The 24171-nt window shown below is 38.4% G+C and carries 17 protein-coding genes; 9 read left to right on the forward strand and 8 right to left on the reverse strand.

Going from position 1 to position 24171, the window contains the following annotated elements; all coding sequences use genetic code 11:
• Positions 1–2: 2 nt before the first annotated feature.
• The 4 genes from BM143_RS03885 to BM143_RS03900 all read right to left on the reverse strand — a co-directional run bounded on the left by BM143_RS03885 (position 3) and on the right by BM143_RS03900 (position 4919).
• Positions 3–1322: a TolC family protein gene (locus BM143_RS03885; RefSeq protein ID WP_090023155.1), complete on the reverse strand. Its 1320-nt coding sequence runs from the start codon at positions 1320–1322 to the stop codon at positions 3–5.
• Positions 1306–1932 (reverse strand): TetR/AcrR family transcriptional regulator, encoded by a 627-nt coding sequence (locus BM143_RS03890; protein WP_090023157.1) that lies wholly within the window; start codon positions 1930–1932, stop codon positions 1306–1308. The genes BM143_RS03885 and BM143_RS03890 overlap by 17 nt, the downstream gene beginning before the upstream one ends.
• Positions 1933–2223: 291 nt before the next feature.
• Positions 2224–3474 (reverse strand): tail fiber domain-containing protein, encoded by a 1251-nt coding sequence (locus BM143_RS03895; RefSeq protein ID WP_090023159.1) that lies wholly within the window; start codon positions 3472–3474, stop codon positions 2224–2226.
• Positions 3475–3800: 326 nt separating this feature from the next.
• Positions 3801–4919 (reverse strand): DNA polymerase III subunit, encoded by a 1119-nt coding sequence (locus tag BM143_RS03900; protein ID WP_090023161.1) that lies wholly within the window; start codon positions 4917–4919, stop codon positions 3801–3803.
• A gap of 405 nt (positions 4920–5324) precedes the next feature.
• Here BM143_RS03900 and mdlD point away from each other — a divergent pair, with 405 nt between their 5' ends.
• The 4 genes from mdlD to BM143_RS03920 all read left to right on the forward strand — a co-directional run bounded on the left by mdlD (position 5325) and on the right by BM143_RS03920 (position 9765).
• Positions 5325–6644 carry an NAD(P)-dependent benzaldehyde dehydrogenase MdlD gene (gene mdlD / locus BM143_RS03905; protein WP_090023163.1) on the forward strand — a complete coding sequence of 440 codons (1320 nt, stop codon included), beginning with the start codon at positions 5325–5327 and terminating at the stop codon, positions 6642–6644.
• Positions 6645–6838: 194 nt separating this feature from the next.
• A complete protein-coding gene (locus BM143_RS03910) occupies positions 6839–8122 on the forward strand; it encodes a hypothetical protein (protein ID WP_090023165.1) in 1284 nt (427 codons plus the stop codon).
• Between the two features lies 1 nt (position 8123).
• The gene (lptC, locus tag BM143_RS03915) at positions 8124–8720 is read left to right on the forward strand and encodes an LPS export ABC transporter periplasmic protein LptC (RefSeq protein ID WP_090023167.1); all 597 of its coding nucleotides are present in this window, start codon (positions 8124–8126) and stop codon (positions 8718–8720) included.
• Between the two features lies 1 nt (position 8721).
• Positions 8722–9765, forward strand: a complete 1044-nt coding sequence (locus tag BM143_RS03920; protein WP_090023169.1) for an anhydro-N-acetylmuramic acid kinase — start codon at positions 8722–8724, stop codon at positions 9763–9765.
• 200 nt (positions 9766–9965) lie between these two features.
• Here the strand turns inward: BM143_RS03920 and BM143_RS03925 are convergent, their stop codons facing one another.
• The gene (locus BM143_RS03925; protein WP_090023171.1) at positions 9966–10355 is read right to left on the reverse strand and encodes an orotate phosphoribosyltransferase; all 390 of its coding nucleotides are present in this window, start codon (positions 10353–10355) and stop codon (positions 9966–9968) included.
• Positions 10356–10395: 40 nt separating this feature from the next.
• Between BM143_RS03925 and BM143_RS03930 the strand changes: the two genes are divergently transcribed.
• Positions 10396–11007 (forward strand): NUDIX hydrolase, encoded by a 612-nt coding sequence (locus tag BM143_RS03930; protein WP_034729000.1) that lies wholly within the window; start codon positions 10396–10398, stop codon positions 11005–11007.
• Here BM143_RS03930 and BM143_RS03935 read toward each other — a convergent pair.
• Complete coding sequence (locus BM143_RS03935; protein ID WP_090023173.1) at positions 11000–12271, reverse strand: UDP-N-acetylmuramoyl-tripeptide--D-alanyl-D-alanine ligase; 1272 nt, start codon at positions 12269–12271, stop codon at positions 11000–11002. The genes BM143_RS03930 and BM143_RS03935 overlap by 8 nt on opposite strands.
• 62 nt (positions 12272–12333) lie before the next feature.
• On the reverse strand, positions 12334–13935 hold the full coding sequence (gene gldJ, locus BM143_RS03940) for a gliding motility lipoprotein GldJ (protein ID WP_090023176.1): 1602 nt from the start codon (positions 13933–13935) through the stop codon (positions 12334–12336).
• A gap of 164 nt (positions 13936–14099) precedes the next feature.
• Between gldJ and porU the strand changes: the two genes are divergently transcribed.
• The 3 genes from porU to BM143_RS03955 all read left to right on the forward strand — a co-directional run bounded on the left by porU (position 14100) and on the right by BM143_RS03955 (position 21878).
• Positions 14100–18002: a type IX secretion system sortase PorU gene (porU, locus tag BM143_RS03945; protein ID WP_090023179.1), complete on the forward strand. Its 3903-nt coding sequence runs from the start codon at positions 14100–14102 to the stop codon at positions 18000–18002.
• A gap of 59 nt (positions 18003–18061) precedes the next feature.
• Positions 18062–19225, forward strand: a complete 1164-nt coding sequence (gene porV / locus BM143_RS03950) for a type IX secretion system outer membrane channel protein PorV (protein WP_090023181.1) — start codon at positions 18062–18064, stop codon at positions 19223–19225.
• A gap of 388 nt (positions 19226–19613) precedes the next feature.
• Entirely contained in the window at positions 19614–21878 is a 2265-nt protein-coding gene (locus BM143_RS03955; protein WP_090023183.1) for an FUSC family protein, read from the forward strand.
• On the opposite strand, the gene BM143_RS03960 is transcribed toward BM143_RS03955, so the two are convergent.
• The gene (locus BM143_RS03960; protein WP_034728988.1) at positions 21859–22473 is read right to left on the reverse strand and encodes a 4'-phosphopantetheinyl transferase family protein; all 615 of its coding nucleotides are present in this window, start codon (positions 22471–22473) and stop codon (positions 21859–21861) included. The two genes, BM143_RS03955 and BM143_RS03960, sit on opposite strands and share 20 nt — an antisense overlap.
• A gap of 214 nt (positions 22474–22687) precedes the next feature.
• Here BM143_RS03960 and BM143_RS03965 point away from each other — a divergent pair, with 214 nt between their 5' ends.
• On the forward strand, positions 22688–24106 hold the full coding sequence (locus BM143_RS03965; RefSeq protein WP_228430686.1) for a cysteate racemase: 1419 nt from the start codon (positions 22688–22690) through the stop codon (positions 24104–24106).
• The last annotated feature ends 65 nt before the right edge of the window (positions 24107–24171 follow it).

Below are 24171 nucleotides of genomic sequence, written 5' to 3' on the forward strand. Positions count from 1 at the left end.
CTTTATTTAAATGTTAAAGTTCCTGTAGTTTGTAATAGTTTTCTGTAAGCCAGTGCTGCATCTGCTTTTGCATTGATCACTCCTACATTGGCTGCAATCTGAGCGGCATCCGCGTCCAAAAGTTCGGTCATGGTTGCCAAACCGTTGTCATATTTATTTTTTGTAATTCTGTAATTTTCATTAGCCTGTTCAGCAGCTTTTTCATAAACTGAGATTCTCTTTTTGGAGTAATCTGTATTCTGATATTCTCTGTTCACGTCAAGCTTAATATTATCATTCAATAATTCATCCGTTGCAGCCAACTGCTTTTCTCTTGCCTGAGACTGTCTCAATGAAGAATTTTCTTTCCAGATATTGGATAAATTATAAGAAATTCCTATCCCAACATTAACAGCATTGTATACCGTAAGAACTTTAGGAACGTCTGCCGCTACATATCCTCCTGTAAATGCTATTGAAGGAAGGTTTTCAGCTTTTGCCGATTTTGAACCAAGTTCTGCCGCTTTTCTCTGCTGAGCCAAAGCCTGTAAGTCTTTACGGTTTTCTCTGGCTTCATTGACGTAATAATCAACGGCTTTTACTTCCGAACCTTCATCGATATAATTCTGGTCCACATCAATTTCTGTAGTTTCAGGAATCCCTAATAACAGATCCATATTGATATTGGCAATATTGTAGTTGTTTTTGGCTTCCAACAGTTGCAGCTCGATATTTGAAGTCTGAAGATTGGCTTTCAAACGGTCGTTTCTTGCGATGACTCCGTTGTTTTCCAGTTTAAGAAAAGTCTCATCCCTTTTTTGAGAAGCGGTAAGGTTTTCTTCTAAAACTTTAATGGACTGATTAGCTTTAAATAAATTATTGTAAGCCTGAGCCACATTGTAAGCAATCGCTATTTTATCATTCTCAGTGCTCAGTTTTGAAGCTTCCACCAGATATTTCGCAGACTGGATCCCGTATTTAATTCTTCCGCCGCTGTAGATCGGAACACTTAAATTAACCGTTCCGTACGCTACCTGGTGTACATCCGGACTTGATCCTGCTGCTCCTGAACCACCACCAATCTTCAGATCAAGATTGGGTTTGATAGGAAGGTACATATAACTTCCCGACACTTTCAGTTCCGGAAGCTGTCTGTTTTTGGCTTCCAAAAGATCTGCCGTAGCTTCTTCGATTTTGGCGGCATCGATCTTAAGGTTTTTACTGTTCTGGATTCCCAGCTGCACGGCTTCGTCGAGAGTGAGCTGTTTTTTCTCCTGAGCATTAATGGCTGCAATTCCCATAAACAGGGATAATGCGAACACCGAGTTATTTATTCTCTTCATAACCTAAAAGGTCTTTTAGTAAATATTTTATATGTTTATTAAGTTCTGTGTAATATTTTTCTTCAAATACTTCATCGTCGTCCGTATCGTTCAGGAACTCTTTGTACATTTCCTTAGCATTGGATGCGTAAAATAAAGTTCCGCTTACTGTGGCATGAAGTAAATAGATAGGAGGATTTTTGGTAAAAATTCCTTTTTTAAGCCCGCTTTCCAAAACCTGCGAATACATGGAGATAAAGCCCATCTTGGTTTGTTTAAGAAACTCCACAATCTGAGGATTTTGTGTATAAAGCTGCTCCCGCTGCATAATTCTGTAAAAGCATTTGTGATGTCTCACTCTTCCGGAAAACTGATCCACAACTTTCTCTATCTTCTGCCAATCGTTGATATCCGTTCTTTCCAGAATATCTTTGGCGAAGAACTGCCCCTCATTCATTCTGTATTCCACCAATTTCTCGTACAGTTTTTCCTTGGATCCGAAATAGTAAGAAATCATAGAGATATTTACATTTGCTGCCTTGGAGATTTCCCTGGTGGAAGTTCCTTCAAAGCCTTTTTCAGCAAAAAGCTTTTCAGCGGCAAATAAGATATTTTCTTCTTTTGAAACCATAGTTATTCTATTTTTCAGGGTGCAAATGTACACAAGATTTTCATAAAATCAAACGATTGATTGGTTTTTTAATGTTCTTTTAATATTAGCTAATATAAATCGCTGAAAATTAATACAGTTAGAACCTAACTAATTTGGATACTTTGTGAAGATTGCTTATATTTCTTTCAGAATGAGTCTATTCTGGTAACTTAATTTACCCGAAAACAGATTGAGAACACAGATTATTCTGATGACTCCATAAAAAAATCCGGCTGATATGCCGGATCTTCTGTTTTGAAAACAGGATCTTTATTGGGTAACAATCATTTTTTTGGAATCAATTAATTTTCCGTCTGCCTGAAGACCGTAAAGATACGTTCCTGGCGTAAGTGTACGGGCTGAAATACTAATCTGCTTTTCACCTCTTTTTACAGGAATAGATTGCAGCTGTCTCCCACCCATATCATATACCAGAATGGATACATTTTCTCCGGCAGCATTAAACCGGATGACCGTTTCCTGGTTAAAAGGATTCGGAACGTTCTGCTCCAGTGAAAATGAAGAAGAACCCGGTTTGTCCAATATCATTTTCTTTGTTTCAGAAACTCCGTTGATCTTTGCTTCCAATGCAGCCATTCTTTCTTTGAGATCTTTGATTTCGCTTTTCTGCTCTTTAAGTTCATTCAGCAATAGAGGTATGAATTCAATATAATTAAGGGCATAGTTTCCTTTTTCATCAATCGTAACCAGGTTCGGGAATTCTTTTTCTACTTCCTGAGCTATAAAACCGAAGTGCAGTTGATCATTATCTGCTCTTTTGTCTGTATTTCCTTCCTTAGACTTAAAAGTATAAGAGTAAGGTTTGATATTAAGCAACCTGGAGGAAATATCTTTTAAAGGCATAATATTATCCTTTAATTTTTTATCTGAACTTAAAACAAATGCCTGCGCTCTGACTGATCCATAAAAAACATCCACGTCATAAGTAGATGATGCATCAACCCCCACACCCAATCTGGCCATATAAATTCCATTGGCACCGCCTGAAACTGTACCAAACCCGGAGGCACTGCCGTTACCACCATTCAGAAAACTTAAATAGGCTACGCCTCGTATAGAGTTAATACTTGTCCCATTTCCAAATGTAGGACTTGAATACATGGTAAGATTTGAAGATTTCAGGTTACCCAGATTGTCATTGTACATCATCCTGCTTTCATTAGCTGTATTGGACAGAGACCGAAGTCCGAAAACACCGCCATAGCTCAGCCAGTTGATCATTACCGGATCTACAGGCGGGAGTATATTTCCAACCTGATTGTATATTTCCACAATATTGGGGGTGTTAGTCCCAAACATTTTATATACATGATTTATTTTCAAGGCTGATATTGCCGAACCACTGTTTATATCCAATCTGGCAAGGGGTGATGCATTTCCAATTCCGACATTTCCTGTAGTGGTGGTAGGTGTTGAAGTTCCTGTCCATACATTCTGGGCAGAAACTGAGAGCGCTGCTGTTGACAATAACAGACCTAAAAGGAGTCTTGTTCTTTTCATAATATATCTTGTTTTAATGGTTTTAGTTTGGATTCCGAAACTTCTTTAATAGTTCCATGAAGCTATTAAAACAAAATATATCCCTTTACTATGAATAAATAAGTGTAAGTGTTTTCTTAGTAAGTGCCTTGCTTTTGGGAGCAAGTGTAATGTTGATAAGGTATGTCAATAGTGAATTTTTTAGAGTAAAGAGTAAAGAATCAAGATTTTTAGACGTCAGATTTCAGATACCAGACTTCAGACAATATTCGTTGGCTTAATTACTAGCAACGAATAAACCAGCAACCAGTAACTGGCAACTGAATTCAGATTAAGTAGAGAATTTTCTACGAATTTTTGTGGATGTAGCGTGATAATTTGATCCCCAGATCTGTCCAGACAATTTTAGGATTTCCGTTTCTCGTCAGGTGAAGATCTGCGGTATTGATTTCCTCTAGAATATTTTCAATATTGGCGCCGCTTATAAATTTCGAGAAGCCTGCCCAGTTGAAGCCGTCTGCATCTATCTTTTTATAGACCAGATTTTCAGACTGGTAGTTCTGAAGAAGGGCAAGCCTGAAGATCTCAGAGCAGTAGTTCAGGAAATTTTTCTGTTTTTCCCTGTTCCATCCTGCAATTTCTCTGGCCCAGAATATGATACTTTTAAGGAACTGAGGCTTCTTTTTTACCATAAATGCATCACGCACCCATTGGATGAAAAGTTTTTCAAATTCGTCGCTTTTGTGTCCGGAATTTAAAATTTTCAGAGCATCATTAAGGTCTCCCTGCGCTTCGTGAACAATCTCTCTTATCTTTTCAGCAGAAACTGAAGCATTCTTTTTAAGATAATTTTCCAGATCCTCATCATTGAGCCTCGGAACTTCCACGATCTGTGTTCTGGAAAGAATAGTCGGAAGAATATCGTTGGCCGTTTCAGCGGTCAGAAGAATAAGGGTCTTTGCAGGCGGTTCTTCTAAAAACTTCAGAAATTTATTGGCTGCAGCAACATTCATTTTATCGGCTCGCCACACGATGAGAATTTTGGTTCCGCCTTCAAAACTTTTCAGGGCAAACTTCTGGTTCTGGTCGTCTATTTCATCAGCAGAAATAAAAAGCTGCTTATTTTCGGATTCCAGAAAAGCCGTCCAGTCGTCATAGCTTGCATAGGGAGAAGCCATGATCATTTCCCTGAAGTCTTCGAATTTATTTTTGCTTAACGAATTTTTGTTATCGGTAAAAACGGGGAAACTGAAGTGCAGATCCAGATGGTTCAAATGCTCCACTTTTGAGGCTGCGTGCTCATTTTCTCTGCTAAAGATCTCCTTAGCATAGGCTAAAACCATTGGAAAAGTTCCATAGCCCTCTTTTCCTAAAAAAAGCTGTGCATGGCTCACTCTGTTTTCGGTGATACTTTCCTTAAGAAGTTTTTTCAGATTTTCCTGTCCGGCGATGTTCTCCCAATTCATGTTCCAAAGATAAAAAATCTTATGTCAATTGCGAAGATTAAGTCTATTTAATGTTACAGGATGGAGGTAGAAAAGTGATGAGTTATAAATTATGAGTTATGAGTTTCTGGATGCGGGGCATTTTGGTTGCTGGTTGATGAGTTGCTAGTTATTAGTTATTAGTTATTAGTTATAGTAATTAAGCTAACGAATTATTGTCTGAAGTCTGGTATCTGAAATCTGATGTCTAAAATCTTGATTCTTGACTCTAAAATCCCCAATAGGAAACATCAATCATCCAATTAGACTAAATCAGATTTTAAATCGCACACAATATAATTTTTGGCAATACATTTGATCTGTCAATTTTTAATTAACTTACTGATACCATTTCAGTACACATTTCAATCATTAAATAGTAATAAAATGACTCAAGAATCGGAACAAAAAATAAGAGAAGTATTCCAGCAACAGAAGGCTTTTTTTAAAACCAATCAGACTAAAGATATTGAATTCAGAAAAGCACAGCTGCGAAAATTCCGTGATGTGTTTTCCAGTCATACCGATGCTCTTTGTGAGGCTTTGGACATTGATTTAGGGAAAAGCAGAAAAGAAGCGGAATATGTGGAAATTCAAATTGTCCTGGGTGAACTCGATTATCTGCTTGAAAATATAGACGAATGGGCAAAACCCACTCCGGTAGAATCCAAACCACATCCATCCGGAGCGGAAGTGGTGAGCAAAATAATATATGAGCCTTATGGCGTGAACTATATCATAGGCCCCTTCAATTATCCGGTTCAGCTAACCTTCAGCCCGCTTATCGGTGCTTTGATTGCAGGGAATACGGCGATTATTAAACCTTCAGAAAACACGCCTCACGTGGCCAAAGTTCTGGAAGATATTGTAAAGGCATCTTTTGAAGAATCTTATGTTGCGGTAGTTCAGGGAGCTATTGAAGAAAACACATTATTGCTAAGTCTTCCTTTCGATTACATTTTCTTTACAGGAAGTCCAAATGTTGGAAAAATTGTGATGAAAGCTGCTGCAGAACAGCTTATTCCTTTAACGCTGGAACTTGGAGGAAAATCTCCTACGATTGTTCATCATGATGCAGATCTGGATAAGGCTGTGGCAAGAATTTCTTACGGAAAATGGATCAATTGCGGGCAAACCTGTGTTGCTCCGGATTATATTTACATTCATGAGTCTGTGAAGGATCTTTTTGTTGAAAAATTCAAAGCCTATTTAAATGCTACTTACAGCGACGGATCATTGGGGAAAATTGGAAAAATTGTGAACCAGAATCAGATCAAACATCTTGCAGGCTATCTGGAAGCTGCTCCTGAAAAGGTCATTTACGGTGGAAGCTATGATCTTGAAACCCGTCATTTTGAAGCGACTTTAATGGATCAGGTGACTTGGAACGATCAGGTGATGCAGCAGGAAATTTTCGGTCCTATCCTACCGATACTGACCTATAGCGATATTGATGAAGCCCTGGAGGAAATAAACAGCAGACCTAAACCGCTGGCTTTATATGTTTTTTCAGAAAATCAGGAATTTGCAGACGATGTTCTGAACCGGACAACAAGTGGTGATGCAGAAATCAACAGCACGATTATTCATGTGGGATCTCATTACTTACCGTTTGGAGGGGTGGGAACTTCCGGAATGGGAAAATACCACGGAAAGTTTAGTTTTGAAAATTTCAGCCACAGCAGATCTGTGCTTCAGGTAAAATAATTTACTGATTTAAGACTTAAAAAGGACCATTCACCGCATATGAATGGTCTTTTCTGCATAATAGAATTGCTATTTTTATTCGTGAAAAATTGCATTTTTCTTTTAAAGACAGGCCCTTAACAAACTTTAACCACATATAATTTTTACAATTCATTAATATTTAAGATATTTGCGCATTGTTTTAAAAATAAAGAATGAAAAAAATCTTTGCGGTATCATTCATATCAGTTGGATACTTCCTAAATGCACAGAGTCTAAGTAACTCTCCGTATGCAACTTATGGAATTGGAGATGTAAAATATGATAATACTATTGAAACTGCCTCTATGGGTGGTATTTCTACTGCTTATATCAGTGATTTCACGAGCAGCTTCAATTTCGCAAACCCTGCGAATAACTCTAATTTCGAGCTTACAAGTATCAGACTGGAAGCTACCAACGAAAACAATTACTTCAAAACAAATTACAACGATACAAAGTCTACCAAACATTCTACGTATCTTTCTAATATTGCTATCGCTTTTCCTTTGTCTCCAAAGGTAAAAATGGGAATTTCCTATCAGCCATACAGCTCTAAAAGCTATGACATTGTAAATACTGCAACCGGAGCAGACGGAGTAATGTATGCCAACCGTTTTAAAGGAAGCGGAACTCTGAATACTGCGCAAGCTGCTGTTTCTTATAAAATTGATCAGAATTTTGCAGTGGGTTTGAGAGCCAATCTTTATTTTGGAAATCTGTATGACCTGAACGAGCTTAGGATTCAAAATGCTGAATATATCAACGGGTACGAAACTAAAAACAGTATCAAAAACTTCAACTTCACGTTGGGAGGTAGTTATCAGACTCTGAACACGCGTACAGACAAAAAGCTTACCATTGGTGCTACTGCTACATTCGGAAACACCAGTAATATGACGACTGATTATACCAACAGTACGTACAGATACAGTGATGCTGCAGAAACTGTAAAGTCTTTGGAAACTATTATAGAACAAAAAAGCACAAGTTCTAAAAACCTTCTTCCATTACAGGCCTCTTTAGGGGTAGGTTACGGAAGTGAAAACCACTGGTTTGTATCAGGACAGCTTGACTATAAAAAAGGAGAAGATATTTCTTATTTCGGAAAGTCTTTTGACTTCCAGGATACTTACAGAATCTCTGCCGGAGGATGGTATTTGCCTAACTACAACAACTTCAGAAATTATTTCTCAAGAGTAATCTACAGATATGGGGCCTTCTATGAAAGAGGAAACCTTAAGTTAGACGGAAACAGCATCAATAAGTTTGGAATCTCTGCAGGGGTATTACTTCCATTCAAAACAAGCAGCATTACCAGAATGAGCGGTCTTGAACTGGGTATAGAATTAGGAAAGAGAGGAACTCTTAACAACAACCTGATCAATCAGAACTACGTCAACCTGAGAGTTGGGTTCAACTTTGCTGACAGATGGTTCAGAAAGACTCTTTACAACTAAAATGAATTTTTCCAAAAAAATATCATATAAAAATATAGCATGCCTTTTTAGTTGTGCTATATTTTTTATACTGACATCCTGCGAAGAGGACCTTACCAAGGCCAATGGAAGCAAAAGCAAGAACTTCCCTTCACAGATCATCAATAATGCCAATATTATCCAAAGGGATTCAGGGTTTATCTCATTAAAAGCCAAAGCTCCGATCATTGAGAAATATGAATTGATCGACAGTCCTTATGTAGTGGCTAGAAAAGGAATCAACATCGAGTTTTTCGATAAAAAGAAACCTAAAATACCCGGAAAAATTACGGCCAAATATGCCCGTATTTTTGAATATAAAAAATTCTACGAAGCAAAAGGTGATGTAAGAATTACGACCAATGAAGGACAGCGTTTTGCGATGCAGAGTATTTACTGGGACCAGAGAAAAAACAGAATCTACACCAAAGACACAGTTTACGTTACCATGGAAGATGGCTCTACTCTTGTAGGCGCAAATGGGATGACAGCTAAAGATGATTTCTCGGAATACAAGTTCTTCAATAATTCCGGAGATTTCAGTACAAAAAGACTCGAAGAAAAGAAAACACCACAATAACATGAGGTTTCAGGCTATTGGGCTCATGTCCGGCACCAGTCTGGACGGTCTGGATATATGTTTTGTCGCTTTTGAAAAACAGAACGGCTGGAATTTTCAGATCCTTAAGGCAGAAACCCTTCCCTATCCCGAAAACTGGGAAGAAAAGCTCAGAAACTCGATCCATTTATCACCGGAAGAACTATTGGAGCTTCATTCGGAATATGGCTTTTATCTGGGTGAAAAAGTCAGAGAATTCATTGACAATAATCACCTTGAACAGATTGATTTGATTTCTTCTCACGGGCACACGGTTTTCCATCAGCCTCAGAAAAAATTTACACTACAGGTTGGAGACGGAAGAGCCATTAAAATAGAAACAGGTCTTCCTGTTATTTACGATTTCAGAAGTCAGGACGTGCTGATGGGAGGAAACGGTGCACCTCTAGTTCCTATCGGAGATGAACTTCTTTTTTCTGAATACGATGCATGCCTCAACTTAGGCGGATTTTCCAATATTTCCTTACAACAGGATGGTAAAAGAATAGCATTTGATATTGCCCCAGTTAATATTGTATTGAACAGACTCGCACAAAAATTCAATAAAAATTTTGACGAAAATGGTGATCTGGCGAGAAAAGGTGGGATTGATGAAGATCTTTTAACAAAGCTTAATTCTCTTGAATTCTACAGCCAGCCCCATCCCAAATCATTAGGCATCGAATGGTGTAATGAGCATATTTTTCCTTTATTGGAAAACATGGATACCGCAAATGCTATGGCGACATTCACTGAACATGTCGCTCATCAGATTTCGGAAATCATTAATCAAAAGAATTTACAAAATATCCTCTTCACCGGCGGAGGCACTTACAATACCTTTCTGATTGAAAAAATCAGAGAAAAAACTGAGTCTGCGATCATCATTCCGGAAAAAGAGATCATTGATTTTAAAGAAGCACTGATCTTTGCCTTTATGGGCGTTTTAAGATTTAATAATGAAATCAATGTACTGGCTTCTGCTACCGGAAGTAAAGCAGATCATAGTTCGGGCTTAATCTGTTGATTTTGGGAGACAATGTCAGTGGTGAATTTTTTAGAGTCAAGATCCAGGAATCAAGATTTCAGACATCAGACATCAGACGATAACTTATTAGCTTAACCCGACAACAAATACGTTTCACACTGTTAAGCTCTCAAATTCTCCGACTCTCAAACCCGTATTCGTGCAACAATAAAAAAGTCCTGAAAAATCAGGACTCCTATTTATTTGTAAACTTCGATCTTATCGGTGAGTGTGTTGATAAAGTTCTGAAGCGGTTTTTCTACCATCATTTTGATAAAAGGATTGAACTTCCCTTCAAAAAGCATCTGAACTTCAGTCTGCGTATCATTAACAGGGTTTAAAGCGGCTGTTAATGTAAAATCCAGACTTGAGCTTGCTGATTTTAAAACAGCTTTCTGTTCGCTTACTTCATCTATTTTCAAAGCAATTTCAGGCATTCCCTGAAGACCGAATTTGAATCCGTTGTCTCTTGTTTCGAATTTCTGAAGACCGTCCGGCATAAAATCTTTATAGTTTTCAGGCGATTTCAATATTTCAGACAATTCTTTAGATGATTTATTGACAATAATCTTTCGTCCTTCTAAATTCATTTTTTATTTTTGTATTTAAATTCTTAATTCTTACAAATATATGTATAAAGTTTTTGTGAACGAAAAAAAATTATTAGTGTCTAAGCATCCCGAGCATCTTGAAAAAGAACTTAGGTACGAAAGTTTCACAACTTTAGAGATGGCATTGGATATTTTGGAAAACACTTCCGTGAAGGAACTGAATGTTTTCGGTGAGAATATTGAAGAGATCTGGAAAGAGTTTCAAAAGCTTTTCAGAATCATAGAAGCTGCCGGAGGTTTGGTGAGCAATCCTCAGGGAGAACTTCTTTTTATTAAACGTTTAGGCAAATGGGATCTTCCGAAAGGTAAGATGGAAAAGGGCGAATCCCGCGAGGAATCTGCCGTAAGAGAGATTGAAGAGGAAACCGGTCTCAAAGACGTAGAGCTGTTACAATTCATTAATACGACGTATCACATCTATATCGAAAGAAACGGTGAAAAGATCCTTAAATGCACGCATTGGTTTGAAATGAACTTCAATGGGGAAGATACCTCGAAGCCACAGATCGAAGAAGGCATTACTGAAGTAGCCTGGAAAAACACCACTCAGATAGAGGATGAAGTTTTCCCAAGCACTTTTCAGAATATCAAACTTATTGTAAAAGATTTCTGGAATCTGAAGCTTAAATAAAGTCTATCGATTTTTCAAGAGCAATTCCTCTTGATCCTTTTAACAGTATATTTTCAGACTGAATGGTATTCTGCTGAAGGTATTCTATCAGTTCTGCAGTATTGTCAAAAGACAATGCTGAAGGATTGACTGTTTTAAAATGTTTTCCTACCGTAATAATCTGGTCGAAGGCCAATTCCTGAGCAAGTTTTAAAATGCTCTTGTGTTCTTTCTCACTTTCCGCCCCCAATTCAAGCATATCTCCGATAATGATGGTCTTACTGCCTTCGAATGTAATAAAGTTATGCAGAGAAGCCGTCATTGAGCTTGGATTGGCATTGTAAGTATCGAGTACCAGTGTTCTTCCCTCTTTTTTTACCACCTGCGAACGCATATTGGTCGGCGTGTAGTTTTCAACGGCGTGCTTTATTTTTTCAAAGCTGATTCCGAAATGAAGACCCAGGCTGGCTGCCGCACACAGATTGGTAAAATTATATTCTCCGGTCAGTTTTGACACTGCTTTTATTCCCTGAAACTCCAGTCCTACAAAATGCTCTTCTGAGAACAGTCCGAACTGATAATCCGAAGTTTCTTTTCCGAAGGTGATTTTTGGGGTATAGTTTTCGGTTTTTTCTGCCTGAATGGGATCATTCTCATTGACTACAATAGTTCGTCCGTTCGCTTTCAAATAATCATAAAGCTCAGATTTTCCTCTAATCACGCCTTCAAATCCTCCAAAACCTTCTAAATGGGCTTTTCCAAAGTTGGTAATATATCCGAAGTCCGGCTGGGAAATGGTACAGAGAAGTTCTATTTCTTTCTGATGATTGGCTCCCATTTCGATGACAGCCATTTCATGTTCAGGTTTAATGGAAAGAATCGTCAGTGGAACTCCGATGTGATTATTTAAATTTCCATACGTATACTGCACATTGAATTTCTCCGAAAGCACGGCATGAATGATTTCTTTTGTGGTTGTCTTCCCATTGCTACCGGTAAGCCCAATGATTGGAATATCCAGCTGATTTCTGTGATAAATGGCAAGCTGCTGAAGAAATTCCAGGGTAGACGGAACATAGAAAATATTTCGGTCTTTATTTTCAAATTCCGGTTGCTCCACAATAGAAGCCAGAGCACCATCGTCAGCGGCTTTTTCTGCTAAGGTTGCAGCATTGAAATTATCACCTGAAAAGGCAAAGAAAATATCATTCTTCCCGACTTTTCTGCTGTCGATCGTTACTTTATCTGACTTTAAAAATAAAGGATAAAACTGTTCTATATTCATAGTTCAAAAATAAAAAAACCTTCCGGAAATCCGGAAGGTTTTTTATAAGTATTTTGATAATATTATCTTCTAGTTCTGCTCTTATCGCTAGCTCTAGCATCCTGTGCAACACGGAAGCCGATCCATCCGTAAGCTTTGCCTTGGTTTTTGTATCTTCTTTGTCCCGGATCCAACCAATATGCTGTATCCTGCCAAGAACCACCTTTTACAACTCTTACGTCGTTAGACATTGCTGAAGTTCTGTCTTTAGTATCTTTCATCATTTTCACTCTTCCTCCTGCATCTACTACAAATCTCTTCTGAGGAGAGTTGTACATATCATAAGCAGCAGCTGAGTCTGAAGTTCTGTAGTATTCTAAAGAAGACTGTCTGTCTCCATCTCTGTAGTTTCTGTAGTCAGCGATAGTTTCTCTTTCAAACTGTCCTGGAAGTCCTTTGTAGACTAATCTTCCGTCGGCTAACGTATCATACTTGATAGTTCCTTCGTCGATCATTTTGTAAGTTCCGTCACCGTTTCTTACAACAGCCTGAGGCATGTTTCCTCTGTAGTAGTTGAAATCACTGAAATCTTCATCGATGATTGGTCTGTAAACGTCAGCCGTCCATTCAGAAACGTTTCCGTACATACCGTAGATTCCAAGGTCGTTAGATGGGTATTGTCTTACATCTGCAGTTTGAGCAGATCCGTCATTTTTCCATCCTGCGATACCTGAATAGTCACCTGTACCCATTTTGAAGTTTTCAAGGAACATTCCTTTATCTCTTCCTTTGGTACCTCTTAATCTTTCGATTTCAGGTTTTTTACCTTTGTATTGGTTATATTCTCTGTTCTTAGCCATACCAAGAGCTGCATATTCCCATTCTACTTCGGTAGGAAGTCTGAACTTCTGAACCATTGAAGAGTTTGGAGCTCTGTTTGCAGAAAGAAGTCTCTGGTTGGTTGTTTTCATACCAGATTTTTGCTGCATTCTTTTCTCGTTGATATATCCCTGCATTTCCGGATCATTCGCTTTGAATTTATCCATGTTGAATGCTGTTCCTCCCTGGTTATTGGATTCGTTGATATACAAATCTTTAGCAATAACTCCGGCCTGCATCAAAGCTTTTTCATTTGCTCTGTCTGTAAGCCATTCACAATATCTGTTAGCCTGAGTCCAGGAAACTCCTACTACCGGGTAGTAATCGAATTCTGGCGAACGCAGATAAGTTTCATTATAATCGTTTCTAGCGAGTTTATTATCCCATAAAAGAGTATCTGGCAAAGCGCCGTTATAGATCTCCTTGAAGCTAGGATCACTAGGTGGAAATACGTACTTCAACCATGTAAGGTATTCGCGGTATTCGTAGTTAGTAATTTCTGTTTCTCCGATAAAGAATGAGCTCACCTGCATTCTGCGCGGTGTGTTATTCCAATCATGCATAACATCATCTTTCACTAATCCCATTGTAAAAGTTCCACCTTCTACATATACCATTCCTGGCCACCCCTTCTGTTTTTGTTGCTTTCCTGCAAAAAACCAACCTTGTTTTTCGTTTGGTTTCCAACCCGTCTTGCTGACAAATTTTTTAGTACCGCCTCCTTTGCTGGTCCCGGATCCGCCACAGCTGGTTAATGCAAGTGTAGAACTTAATGCTATTAATGAAAACAACTTTAGTTTTTTCATAGTCGATATAAATATTTTCAAAGTACAAAGAAAAAATAAATTATTCAATAAATCAAGTAAACATTTGATTTTTTTGAAAAACGTTAACAAATTAATTTTATTGTATCACAATTTAATTCTAAAATTTTCATTTTATTTGTAATTCGGAAATTTCAATAATAAACATGAAACAAAAAATCACCTTTTTATTACTATTCTCTTTTGTATCAACACTTTGGGCCCAGAGAAAAGCCATAGAATGGGAAGGCTCTAAAATCCTGGATTTTGGTGACACAAAATTAAATCTTCCAAATTTCAAAAATGAAGGTTTTTCGTTCAGCCAAAATAACGTTTTTATCATCACCAAACAAAAAATAGGAGAAAAGCAACTGAAAGTTTCTGATCTCGCCTGGGAAAGTGTTTCGAATAAAGATCTCTATGATCTGGACAAAGGAAGACTGCCTGAATTTGAAGTGGCGGATGTTGCGTATTATACGCTGGAGGGAGAAAGATATGCAAGTATCAGCGTGTCTTTATTTAAAAATGTAAAAGGACGTGTTCTGAGACTTTCTTCATTTAACATTTCTGAAACTTCGGCTCCCAACAATTTCAGATCAGGAAACGCCAACAAAGTGGGAACAACCAACAACCCTCTTTCGAGCGGCGGTTTTTATAAAATAAAAGTAGACAGATCCGGTATATTTAAAATTACAGCACAGTTTTTAAGAGATAACGGAATCAATCCGGCTTCTGTAAATCCGAAAAATTTCAGAATTTACGGAAATGGCGGTGTGATGCTTCCTGAATACAATCAGGATACAAAGTACGGCGCACTTCAGGAAAATGCAATCCAGGTTGTGGGTGAAGAAGACAATGTTTGGAATGACGGTGACTATGCACTGTTTTATGCTCAGGGTCCCAACGGATACAATCTTTATGACCGTTCCAACGGAAGCGGCTATAAAAGAACCGATACCCGAAACGACATGAGTAATAATCTCAAAAATATTTATGAAGATTTTTCTTATTACTTTATCAATTTCGATAAAGGTCCCGGTAAAAGAGTACAGCCTGTAGATGCCAATCTTCCGGCAGGAAATTTAATTACTAGATATGATAACTATCAGGTGGTCAACAATGACCAGAAAAATCTTTTAAAGGTAGGAAGAATCTGGGTGGAAGACGCACCGTTCACAACGGATAAGGCAGTTACCTTCACCACGAGTTCTCCTATTCAGGCTAATGATGTCATCAGATACAGAACTCAGGTTATCGGTTACAGAGCACAGCAGAACACCGTAGAGTTTAATATCAATACCCAGAACCCAACTCCTCCATTGGCCGTTCCTACCAATACCTCAACCTATGTATATGATTTCTACCAACTCAAATACGATGGTACCATAACCAATCTGAACGGAAACCAGATTACCATTAACTACAAACCCAATATTTCGACAAATCCCAATGGCGCTTTTTACTTTGATTACGCTGAAGTACAGTACAAGGATAATTTAGCGTTCAACGGATCTCAGATGAATTTCAGAGATTTCTCTATCGCCAGCGGATCCAACACGAATTACGGTTTTGGAGTTTCCAATGCAACCAATCTGGAGCAGGTATGGGATGTGACTGATATTACCAATGCCAATAGAAGAATCAATAAAGCGGGTGCCGGAAGTTTTAATTTCGGTTACATTGCTGCTGATCCTAACTTCAATAATGAGTTTGTAGCTTTCAGGGCTGATGCGGCTTATAACCCTCAGTTTGTGGAAAGAATCGCCAACCAGAATCTTTCTGCCCTGCAGAATGTAGATTACCTGATTCTTACCGTTCCTGAAATGATGGGACAGGCGCAAAGACTAGCCAGCTACCACCAGACTAAAAATAATTATACAGTAGAAATTGTAGACCCTACTAAAATCTATAATGAATTTGGAAGCGGAAGCAGGGACCTTACTGCCATCAGAGATTTTGTAACTAAACTCAATACTGGCGGAAGACTTAAATATGTATTTATTTTAGGGGATGCTTCATTTGATTATAAAAACAGAATCTCCGGTAATTCCAATATTGTAACCAGCTACCAAAGTGAGCAATCTGCAGATTTTGTAGGATCTTACGTGACGGATGATTATATTGTAATGACACAGCCACAGACCACGGCTTTCATAGAAAATAACCTTCCGGATGTTCCCGTAGGAAGAATTCCGGCAGCTAATGTAACGGAAGCAGGTGATATGATGAACAAAACGCTTGCTTATTATAATGCGCTTCCAGGGCAGTCCTCCCCTTTCGGAGAATGGCGTATGAAAGTAGACTTCGTAGTGGATGATGATCAGGATGGAGGAAGTCCGTTCCACAATGTAATGAATGCTACCCTTGCAAGCGTTTTTGAACAGCCGGGACAGCTTGACCTGAAAGAATATAATGTAAGAAAACTATATCTGGATGCTTTCCCTGCTCAAAGTACTGCAGCGGGACAGAGATATCCACAGGTAACGCAGGCTATTTCCAATGATATCGGAAACAGTCTTTATCTTTTCTATTTCGGACATGGAGGAATCAACGGATGGGCACAGGAGAGAGTACTGACCAGTACAGAGATCCAAAACTCCAATAACTTCTCCAATGTATACAGCAGATTTCCATTCGTATCCACTATTACGTGTGAATTTACATTATGGGATGAGCCGGGTACTTCTTCTGCAGGAGAACAGTTTATAAAATTAAAACAAGGAGGCGCTGCTGCTATGATTACATCCAGCCGTGCCATCGGGGTAGATTACGGACGTCTTTTTACAGATACCTTTACAAAGAATATTTTCAAGCTGACCAACGATGATTTTGAAACATTAGGATACGCCCATTTACTTGCTAAAAAACAAAAAGGCCCAAGTATTGACCACCTGAAAGTAAATTTCCTTGGTGATCCCGCGATGAAGCTGAGCAGACCGCAAAGAAATCTTGTGATCGATAATATCGAGTCTCCGGTTCCGGGACTGATCAGAGGATTAGACTTTATTAAAGTAAAAGGCCACGTCAACAATCCAAACGGAACACTTAATTCGACTTTCAACGGAAGAGTTTCCATCCATATTTTCGATAAGAGATTAAATAAAAAGACTCTTAATAATGATGGAGTGTTAACTCCTGTTTTAGACTATACAGAAGAAGGAAGTGCTATCGTTAAAGCTTCCGGAACGGCAGTAAACGGAGTATTCACTGTGGAATTCTATGTTCCTAAAGACATCAACTATGCTGTAGGACAAGGAAGAATTCTTGGATATGCAGATAACAAAGGAGCAGATGTATTTAATAATCAGGCTGTACAGGTAGGAGATATCAACCCGAACGGAATCAATGATAATGAACCGCCTAAAGTAAAACTGTATATGAACAACACCAACTTTGCAGATGGTGGTATCACGAACCAGAATCCAATGTTATTAGCTTGTGTTACGGATGATACCGGGATCAATTCTACAGGATCCGGTGTAGGTCACGACATTACAGTTTACCTGGATGGACAGATCATCAATACCGTTGTTCTGAATGACTTCTTTGCTTCCGGTGAAGGAAACGGATGTCTGAGCCCTAGTCTTGCCGACTACCAAAAAGGGAATGTAACGTATCCTTTCAGAAACCTGGCTATAGGACAACACCAATTAACATTTAAAGTTTGGGACATAAACAATAATTCTACAAGTGCTACGTTAAACTTTGAAGTTAAGGATGAAGCAGATCAGCATCTTGTCATCAACAGACCCCTGAACTGGCCGAATCCGTTTACCAATAAAACGTACGTACAGTTTGAGCATAACTGTGATGATATTTTAGATGTCAATGTTCAAATCTATACGATAACAGGAAAATTAGTAAAAACATTATCTCAGCCGGTAGTCGCAGAACCGTTCCTACAGGGCTTTAGAACGCCACGTCAGGCAATAGAATGGGACGGAAGAGATGATTTTGGGGCAACTGTTGCAAAAGGTACGTATATTTTTAAGATATTTGCAAAAAGTCAAAATCAAGAAAAATGCAAAGGAAGTGCTACAGCTGTAGAAAAAATGGTACTTTTGAAATAATTAAATAATACATAGATAATAATATTTATAAAAAACTGATAATATATAAAAGACAACATATGAATTTAACTACTAAACTGCTTTTGGGATTTGGTTTAAGTGCTGGTTTTTTAGGCTATTCGCAAGATTTAAGTAAGATAAATCCAGTATTGACCGGAGCTCCTTTTCTAAGAATTGCACCAGATGCAAGATCTGGAGGTATGGGAGATCAAGGGGTGGTGACTTCACCGGATGCATTTTCACAATTTTGGAATGCTGCAAAATATCCTTTTAGCAGAACAAGTTCTTCCGTAGGTCTTAACTATACACCATATATGGGGAAACTTACCAATGATGTATTTTTACTATATGGTGCATTCCATAAATTCTTGGGACAGGAAGAAAGATCTACCATCTCTGCCAGTATCTATTATTTCAACATGGGTGAAGTAGATCTTACTCAGTTAGTAGGTTCAGAGGTAACTTCTATGGGTACATCCAAACCTAATGAATTCTCCATCGACGTAGCTTACGGTTTGAAACTTTCTGATTCTTACTCAATGGCTGTTACCGGTAGATTCATCCGTTCAGATTTAGCCGGAGGTTTCAACACAGACACTACGCTTAAAGCTGCCAACTCATTTGCAGTAGACGTTTCCGGATACTATACTTCTCCTAGATTCTCAAGTTTCGGAGGATATGACGGAAAAGTGAACGCAGGTTTCGCAGTTCAGAACTTAGGTCCGAAATTAGACTATACCGGAAATGAAGAATCCAGATCTTACCTGCCTACTATGGCAAGATTAGGACTTGGGTACGATATGTATTTGGATGATATGAACAAAATCGGTATTAGCTTTGAAGGTTCTAAGATTTTGGTTCCGGGAGCTGAGTATGTAGGTATAGATCCTAACACAAGACAGCCAAGATATGAAATCCCTAACGTAGGCCCTATCGCCGGTATCGGAAAATCTTTCAAAAATAAAAACTCTATCATGATGAGTGGTGCTTTGGAATATTCTTATGACAATGCATTTGCAGTAAGAACAGGTTATTTCCACGAAAGCGAAGAGCAGGGAGCAAGACAGTTCGCTACAGCAGGTATCGGATTGAAGTACCGTTCTTTCGGACTTGATATTTCTTATCTGATCAATATGTCAAAAATCAATACTGCTTTGGATAACACGATTCGTTTCGGTCTTACCTGGAACATCGGTGACGAAACATCTAACGTAGATAATTAAGATATTATATACCTCAAATCAAAAGCCTCATTTTTATGGGGCTTTTTTTTTGTAAAATATTAGTCGTCAATTGTGAATTAGCTGCGCTGTCAATTTGTTTCACAGTGAATTTACAATACAGCCGCTACAGATTCACCATTCACTTGCGAAGCAAAATTCACGATTCACCTTAGTCTTCTGTCTGAAATCTGACATCTAAAATCTTGTGTCTTAAAAATTCACCACTCACCTTCTCACGCCAAATAGTTCAATTCTTCATTCCCAATTCGTCATAAGCACAACCATTCAAATTGCCAATTGACAAATGATTACAGAAATATAATATATAAGTTTGCAAAAGTCTCATTTTTATAAGGCTTTTCTTGTTTTCAATAATTATTTTTGTAGTATGAACTATTCAGCAGAACTCAAAAAATTCGTTACCAGCCAATATGTATATTCTGCCATCAGAATTACGCTGGCAACTGTTCTGCCTTGTTTAGTCCTCGCCCACTTTGGGATTCTGAAAGAATACTTCCTCTTCCCTCTTGGAACCAGCTTTGTAGCGCTTTGTGATCAGCCGGGACCTTTTATCAGAAGAAGAAATGCACTGACATTCGCGATTTTCTGTTTTGTCTTCGTCGCACTTATTGCCAGTATGGTCATGAATTTTAAAGTGCTGGTCATTCTTGAGATCATCTTATTCGGGATGTTTTTCTCGCTTATCGGGGTCTACGGACAGAGGCTTGCTGCGGTGGGATCATTATCTCTGGTTGTCCTCGCGATCTTTATCGACGGGCATCTTACAGGAGCCAATATTTTTAAAAGCCTCCTGATCTTTGCATCCGGATGTATCTGGTTTTTGCTGATCTTCCTTGTGGTCACCACCATCCAGCCTTATAAACTGGCGGGACAGATGATCGGGGAAAATTATCTTCAGCTTGCAGAATTTCTAAAGATCAAAGCCAATTATTATCAGAAGAATCCGGACTTCGACAGACTGACCATTCAGGTTATTGCCAAACAGGTCGGAATCAAAAACCTTCAGGAAGAAACCAGGGAAACCGTTTTCAAGACCAGAACCATAGTCAATGAATCTACAACGACCAGCCGACTGCTGATGCTGATGTTCCTGAATTCTATGGACCTTCATGAAAAACTGATGACCTCCGAAAGCGATTATCAGAAGCTGCAGCAGAGTTTTGAAGACAGTATGATTCTCGTGAACATCCATGACTATCTAAACCTTCTTGCTGAAGAAATCACCAATATCGGGATTGCACTTCAAAGCGGAACAAGGGCAAAACCCATGTTTGATCTGGAGCTTGAACTGAAAAACCTAAACTATCATTATTTCGAACTCCGCAATAAGCAGATGAGTCCCGGCAATCTGGAGAATTTCATGATCCTCCGCCAGATTCTGATGCGCATCAACGAGATCACCAAAGAAATCAACGAGATCTATAAAGTATTTTCTCAGGATGTAAAACTGGCGAAAAGTCTTTCCACAGGTTTGGATTTAAAAAAATTCATGCCTAATGAGGAGAAACTTAATTTTAAAGTTTTAAGGAATAATATTTCGCTTTCATCATCTCATTTCAGACATGCGATAAGAATCACCACAGCACTGCTGGTGGGATATATTTTCTCTATGTTTGATCTTTTGGGGCTGGGACACACCTATTGGATTCTGATCACGATCGTAGCGATATTGAAACCGGCCTACTCCATTACAAAAAAAAGAAACCTGCTTCGTTTGTATGGAACCATTGCGGGTGCAGTCATAGCCTATACGATCCTTCATTTTATTCATTTCAATGGTATATTATTTACCATCCTTCTATTGAGTATGATCATGTGTTTCAGTTTTCTGAAAGGCCGTTATTTCTGGGCGGTTCTGTTTATGACGATCTATATATTTCTGAGTTTTAATTTTTTAAATCCCGGAAATGTCAATGTGATTTTCAAAGACAGAATCATTGATACTTTCATCGCCGGAGTGATCGCTTTTGCCGTATCTTATATTGTTTTGCCGGTATGGGAACATACTCAGAATCTCGATCTGATGAAAAAGTCTGCAGCAGACAACCTCATCTATTTCGAAAGTGTTATTTCAAAATTTCTGGAAGGAAAATTTGACATTGAAGATTATAAAGTGAAGAGAAAAAATGCGATCATCTCACTGGCCAACCTTTCCGATAATTTCCAGAGAATGATCTCCGAGCCGAAAAACCAGCAGAAGAAACTGGAAGTCGTTCATCAGTTTGTGGCCACGTCACACCTGATTACAGCATATACCGCTTCACTTTCCCAATACTCTAAAAACGATGAAAAGTATCCTGAAATAGATGCTGAAAGCTGGAGCAGAAAGATAGAAGCAGAAATGCAACAGACCTCCGTTCTACTACACGGAAACGAAATCAATGAAGCTTTAAGAATGGAAAGCCGCCTGGAACCAGAAGATTCCTCCATTGAAGATATGCTTTCGAAAAGAAAAACTGAAATTGAGGAAAACGACCTCATCGACCGCAGAGATCCTGATAAAATTTCACATTTAACAGAGCTTAAGAATATCCATGATATCCTGGAGCTGATCTACGATGTCGCTAAAGAACAGAGAAAAGTAATCGAAAAATACAGAAGCGAAGAAGATCCTATTCCTCCACAATCGTAAAACAATAGTCGTCAAAAAATTCCACTCTCGCTTTGAACTCGTCTGAAAACTGTTCGTCATAGACCCTGCAGCTGATTTTATGAAGGTGTTTAAGCTCAAAAGGTTTCACTTCATAATTCTTTTTCAGGGACCAGTATTTCGAGTGATGGATTTTATACATGCTTTCCTTTACACTCCATATAATCGTATAGAAGGCAGCTTCATTATCTTTGGGGATGAATCCTCTTTCGTTTTCATAGGTGAATTTATCGATAACCCTTAAGATCTTTGGGTTGAATTTCTCAATATCGATCCCTATTTTATTTTTGGAAACCGCAATGGCAGCAAAAGGAAATGAATGCGTGATGGAAATTTCAGCATCTTTGGGCGAAAGAAAAGGTTCTCTTTCTTTGTATAAAATTTTGGAATGAGGTTTTAAACTTTTCAGAAGCTTGCGTACCATCAGTACCTCCTGCAGTTTTTTCGGATGATAGTCTTTTACTTTTTCGGCATTTTCCGGTTCCAGAAGCTCGTGGATATCAAGTTCTTCGCTTTCGTCATATTTCCATACAAGGATGGTGGCAGTATCATCAGAAAAATCGCGGTAAAGAGGCATTATTTTTTTATTCGATAAAAGTAGTAAAAAGATGTGGAAGATGAAAGAAATGAAGATGGAAGCGGATTACAAACAATTACAGCAAAGTATCTCAGGAAACACTGAATTATAAAAACTTATAATTTGGTCAAAATATGAACACTAATAGCTTTTCAGAACCTCTCAATTTATCATCAAAAGCAGTAAATTTGTTCTTATTTTTAAAATAGTAACATTGGAAAAGATAGCTGTCATCGGAGGACTCGGAACACTGGCGGGAGGTGATTTATTTTTTAAATTACTTAAAAATCAACAGGTCTTAAAAAACCAGTTAAATTATCATTTTGTATTTGAACAGCAGCCTTACAGTCAAATTAATCTTCCCTTGTACAACGAAGAAGATATAAAATCGAGAAAATATTATACCTACAATGTCTGCAAAAATTTTGAGCGAAATTCGGTCACCAAAATCATGTTGCCGTGTTTTGCCAGCCATTCATTCTTAGAAGAACTTCAAAAAGAAATTTCTATTCCTGTCGTGAATATCTTTGAAGCACTGGCTCAATTCATCAGTTCAAAAGTTGAAAAAGGAGCTAAGATAGGCGTATTAACCTCTGATTATGTAAAAGAGAAAAAGATGCTGAACCATTATCTTGAAGATTATGAACTTGTTTTCCCTGATGATCAGCAAAAATTAATGGAAGCTATTTATGGAGATTCCGGGGTGAAGAACGGCCATTTTGAAGGACTGTCTTTAGAGTATATCTATGAAACCTGTGTTGAATTAAATCTAAAAGGCTGCGACATTATTTTGCCTGGAATTACGGAGCTTTCTCTTGTTGCAGAACCTTTATGGAAAAGGGGAATTTCCATACTTGATGTTAATCAGATCTATGTAGATTATGCTCTGAAGAATAATAAAACCGAAATACATAAACAGTTCAAGCTTGGAATATTGGGCGGTGTAGGGCCGTCGGCCACCGTAGATTTTATGAATAAAATTATAAACAATACACCCGCCAAAAAGGACCAGGATCATATTAAAATGATTGTTGAACAGAATCCCCAGATTCCGGATAGGACCGCTCATCTGATCCGTCACGAAACAGATCCTACGGTGGCTATGTTTTCTACCTGTAAACGACTGGAAGCAGAAGGCGCGGATGTCATTGCAATTCCCTGTAATACGGCTCACGCTTTTGTGGAAAGTATTCAGGAACATTTGAGTATTCCTATTATTAATATGCTCACCACGACTGCTGAATATATTAATGAAAAGTTCGGGCAACAGACAAAGGTTGGATTACTGGCAACCAGCGGAACTGTAGAAAGCAAAGTTTATCATGCCGTCTTTCAGAAATTTGGTTTTGAAACCATCGTTCCGGATGTAGCACAACAGCAGAATGTCATGGAAAGTATTTATGGTGAATATGGCGTGAAAGCAGGATTTACAGAAGGGATCTGCAAAGAACAGATTCTTGAAGCGGCAGACTTCATTGCTGCCAGAGGTGCAGACGTTATTGTATTAGGCTGTACGGAACTTCCTCTGCTCTTTCCTACCGAAACTGAAATCATAAAAGATGGCAGAAGAGTAATTCTGATTGACCCAACTTTAGTCTTAGCAAAAAAGATCGTAGCGATGGCAAAAGGTTAATTGCCGTAGCTATTAGATATAAAAAAATGCAGCTGCTGTCATGTATTCAGCACCTGCATTCTATC

This window comes from Chryseobacterium oleae (genome assembly GCF_900115055.1).
Lineage (GTDB): Bacteria > Bacteroidota > Bacteroidia > Flavobacteriales > Weeksellaceae > Chryseobacterium > Chryseobacterium oleae.

Excerpts from the sequence above, each read along its gene's own strand:
- BM143_RS03885 (WP_090023155.1), bottom strand. The coding sequence starts at position 1,322 with ATGAAGAGAATAAATAACTCGGTGTTCGCATTATCCCTGTTTATGGGA.
- BM143_RS03955 (WP_090023183.1), top strand. The coding sequence starts at position 19,614 with ATGAACTATTCAGCAGAACTCAAAAAATTCGTTACCAGCCAATATGTA.
- mdlD (WP_090023163.1), top strand. The coding sequence starts at position 5,325 with ATGACTCAAGAATCGGAACAAAAAATAAGAGAAGTATTCCAGCAACAG.
- BM143_RS03930 (WP_034729000.1), top strand. The coding sequence starts at position 10,396 with ATGTATAAAGTTTTTGTGAACGAAAAAAAATTATTAGTGTCTAAGCAT.
- gldJ (WP_090023176.1), bottom strand. The coding sequence starts at position 13,935 with ATGAAAAAACTAAAGTTGTTTTCATTAATAGCATTAAGTTCTACACTT.
- BM143_RS03935 (WP_090023173.1), bottom strand. The coding sequence starts at position 12,271 with ATGAATATAGAACAGTTTTATCCTTTATTTTTAAAGTCAGATAAAGTA.
- lptC (WP_090023167.1), top strand. The coding sequence starts at position 8,124 with ATGAATTTTTCCAAAAAAATATCATATAAAAATATAGCATGCCTTTTT.
- BM143_RS03925 (WP_090023171.1), bottom strand. The coding sequence starts at position 10,355 with ATGAATTTAGAAGGACGAAAGATTATTGTCAATAAATCATCTAAAGAA.
- BM143_RS03910 (WP_090023165.1), top strand. The coding sequence starts at position 6,839 with ATGAAAAAAATCTTTGCGGTATCATTCATATCAGTTGGATACTTCCTA.
- BM143_RS03920 (WP_090023169.1), top strand. The coding sequence starts at position 8,722 with ATGAGGTTTCAGGCTATTGGGCTCATGTCCGGCACCAGTCTGGACGGT.
- BM143_RS03895 (WP_090023159.1), bottom strand. The coding sequence starts at position 3,474 with ATGAAAAGAACAAGACTCCTTTTAGGTCTGTTATTGTCAACAGCAGCG.
- BM143_RS03900 (WP_090023161.1), bottom strand. The coding sequence starts at position 4,919 with ATGAATTGGGAGAACATCGCCGGACAGGAAAATCTGAAAAAACTTCTT.
- BM143_RS03890 (WP_090023157.1), bottom strand. The coding sequence starts at position 1,932 with ATGGTTTCAAAAGAAGAAAATATCTTATTTGCCGCTGAAAAGCTTTTT.
- BM143_RS03960 (WP_034728988.1), bottom strand. The coding sequence starts at position 22,473 with ATGCCTCTTTACCGCGATTTTTCTGATGATACTGCCACCATCCTTGTA.
- porV (WP_090023181.1), top strand. The coding sequence starts at position 18,062 with ATGAATTTAACTACTAAACTGCTTTTGGGATTTGGTTTAAGTGCTGGT.
- porU (WP_090023179.1), top strand. The coding sequence starts at position 14,100 with ATGAAACAAAAAATCACCTTTTTATTACTATTCTCTTTTGTATCAACA.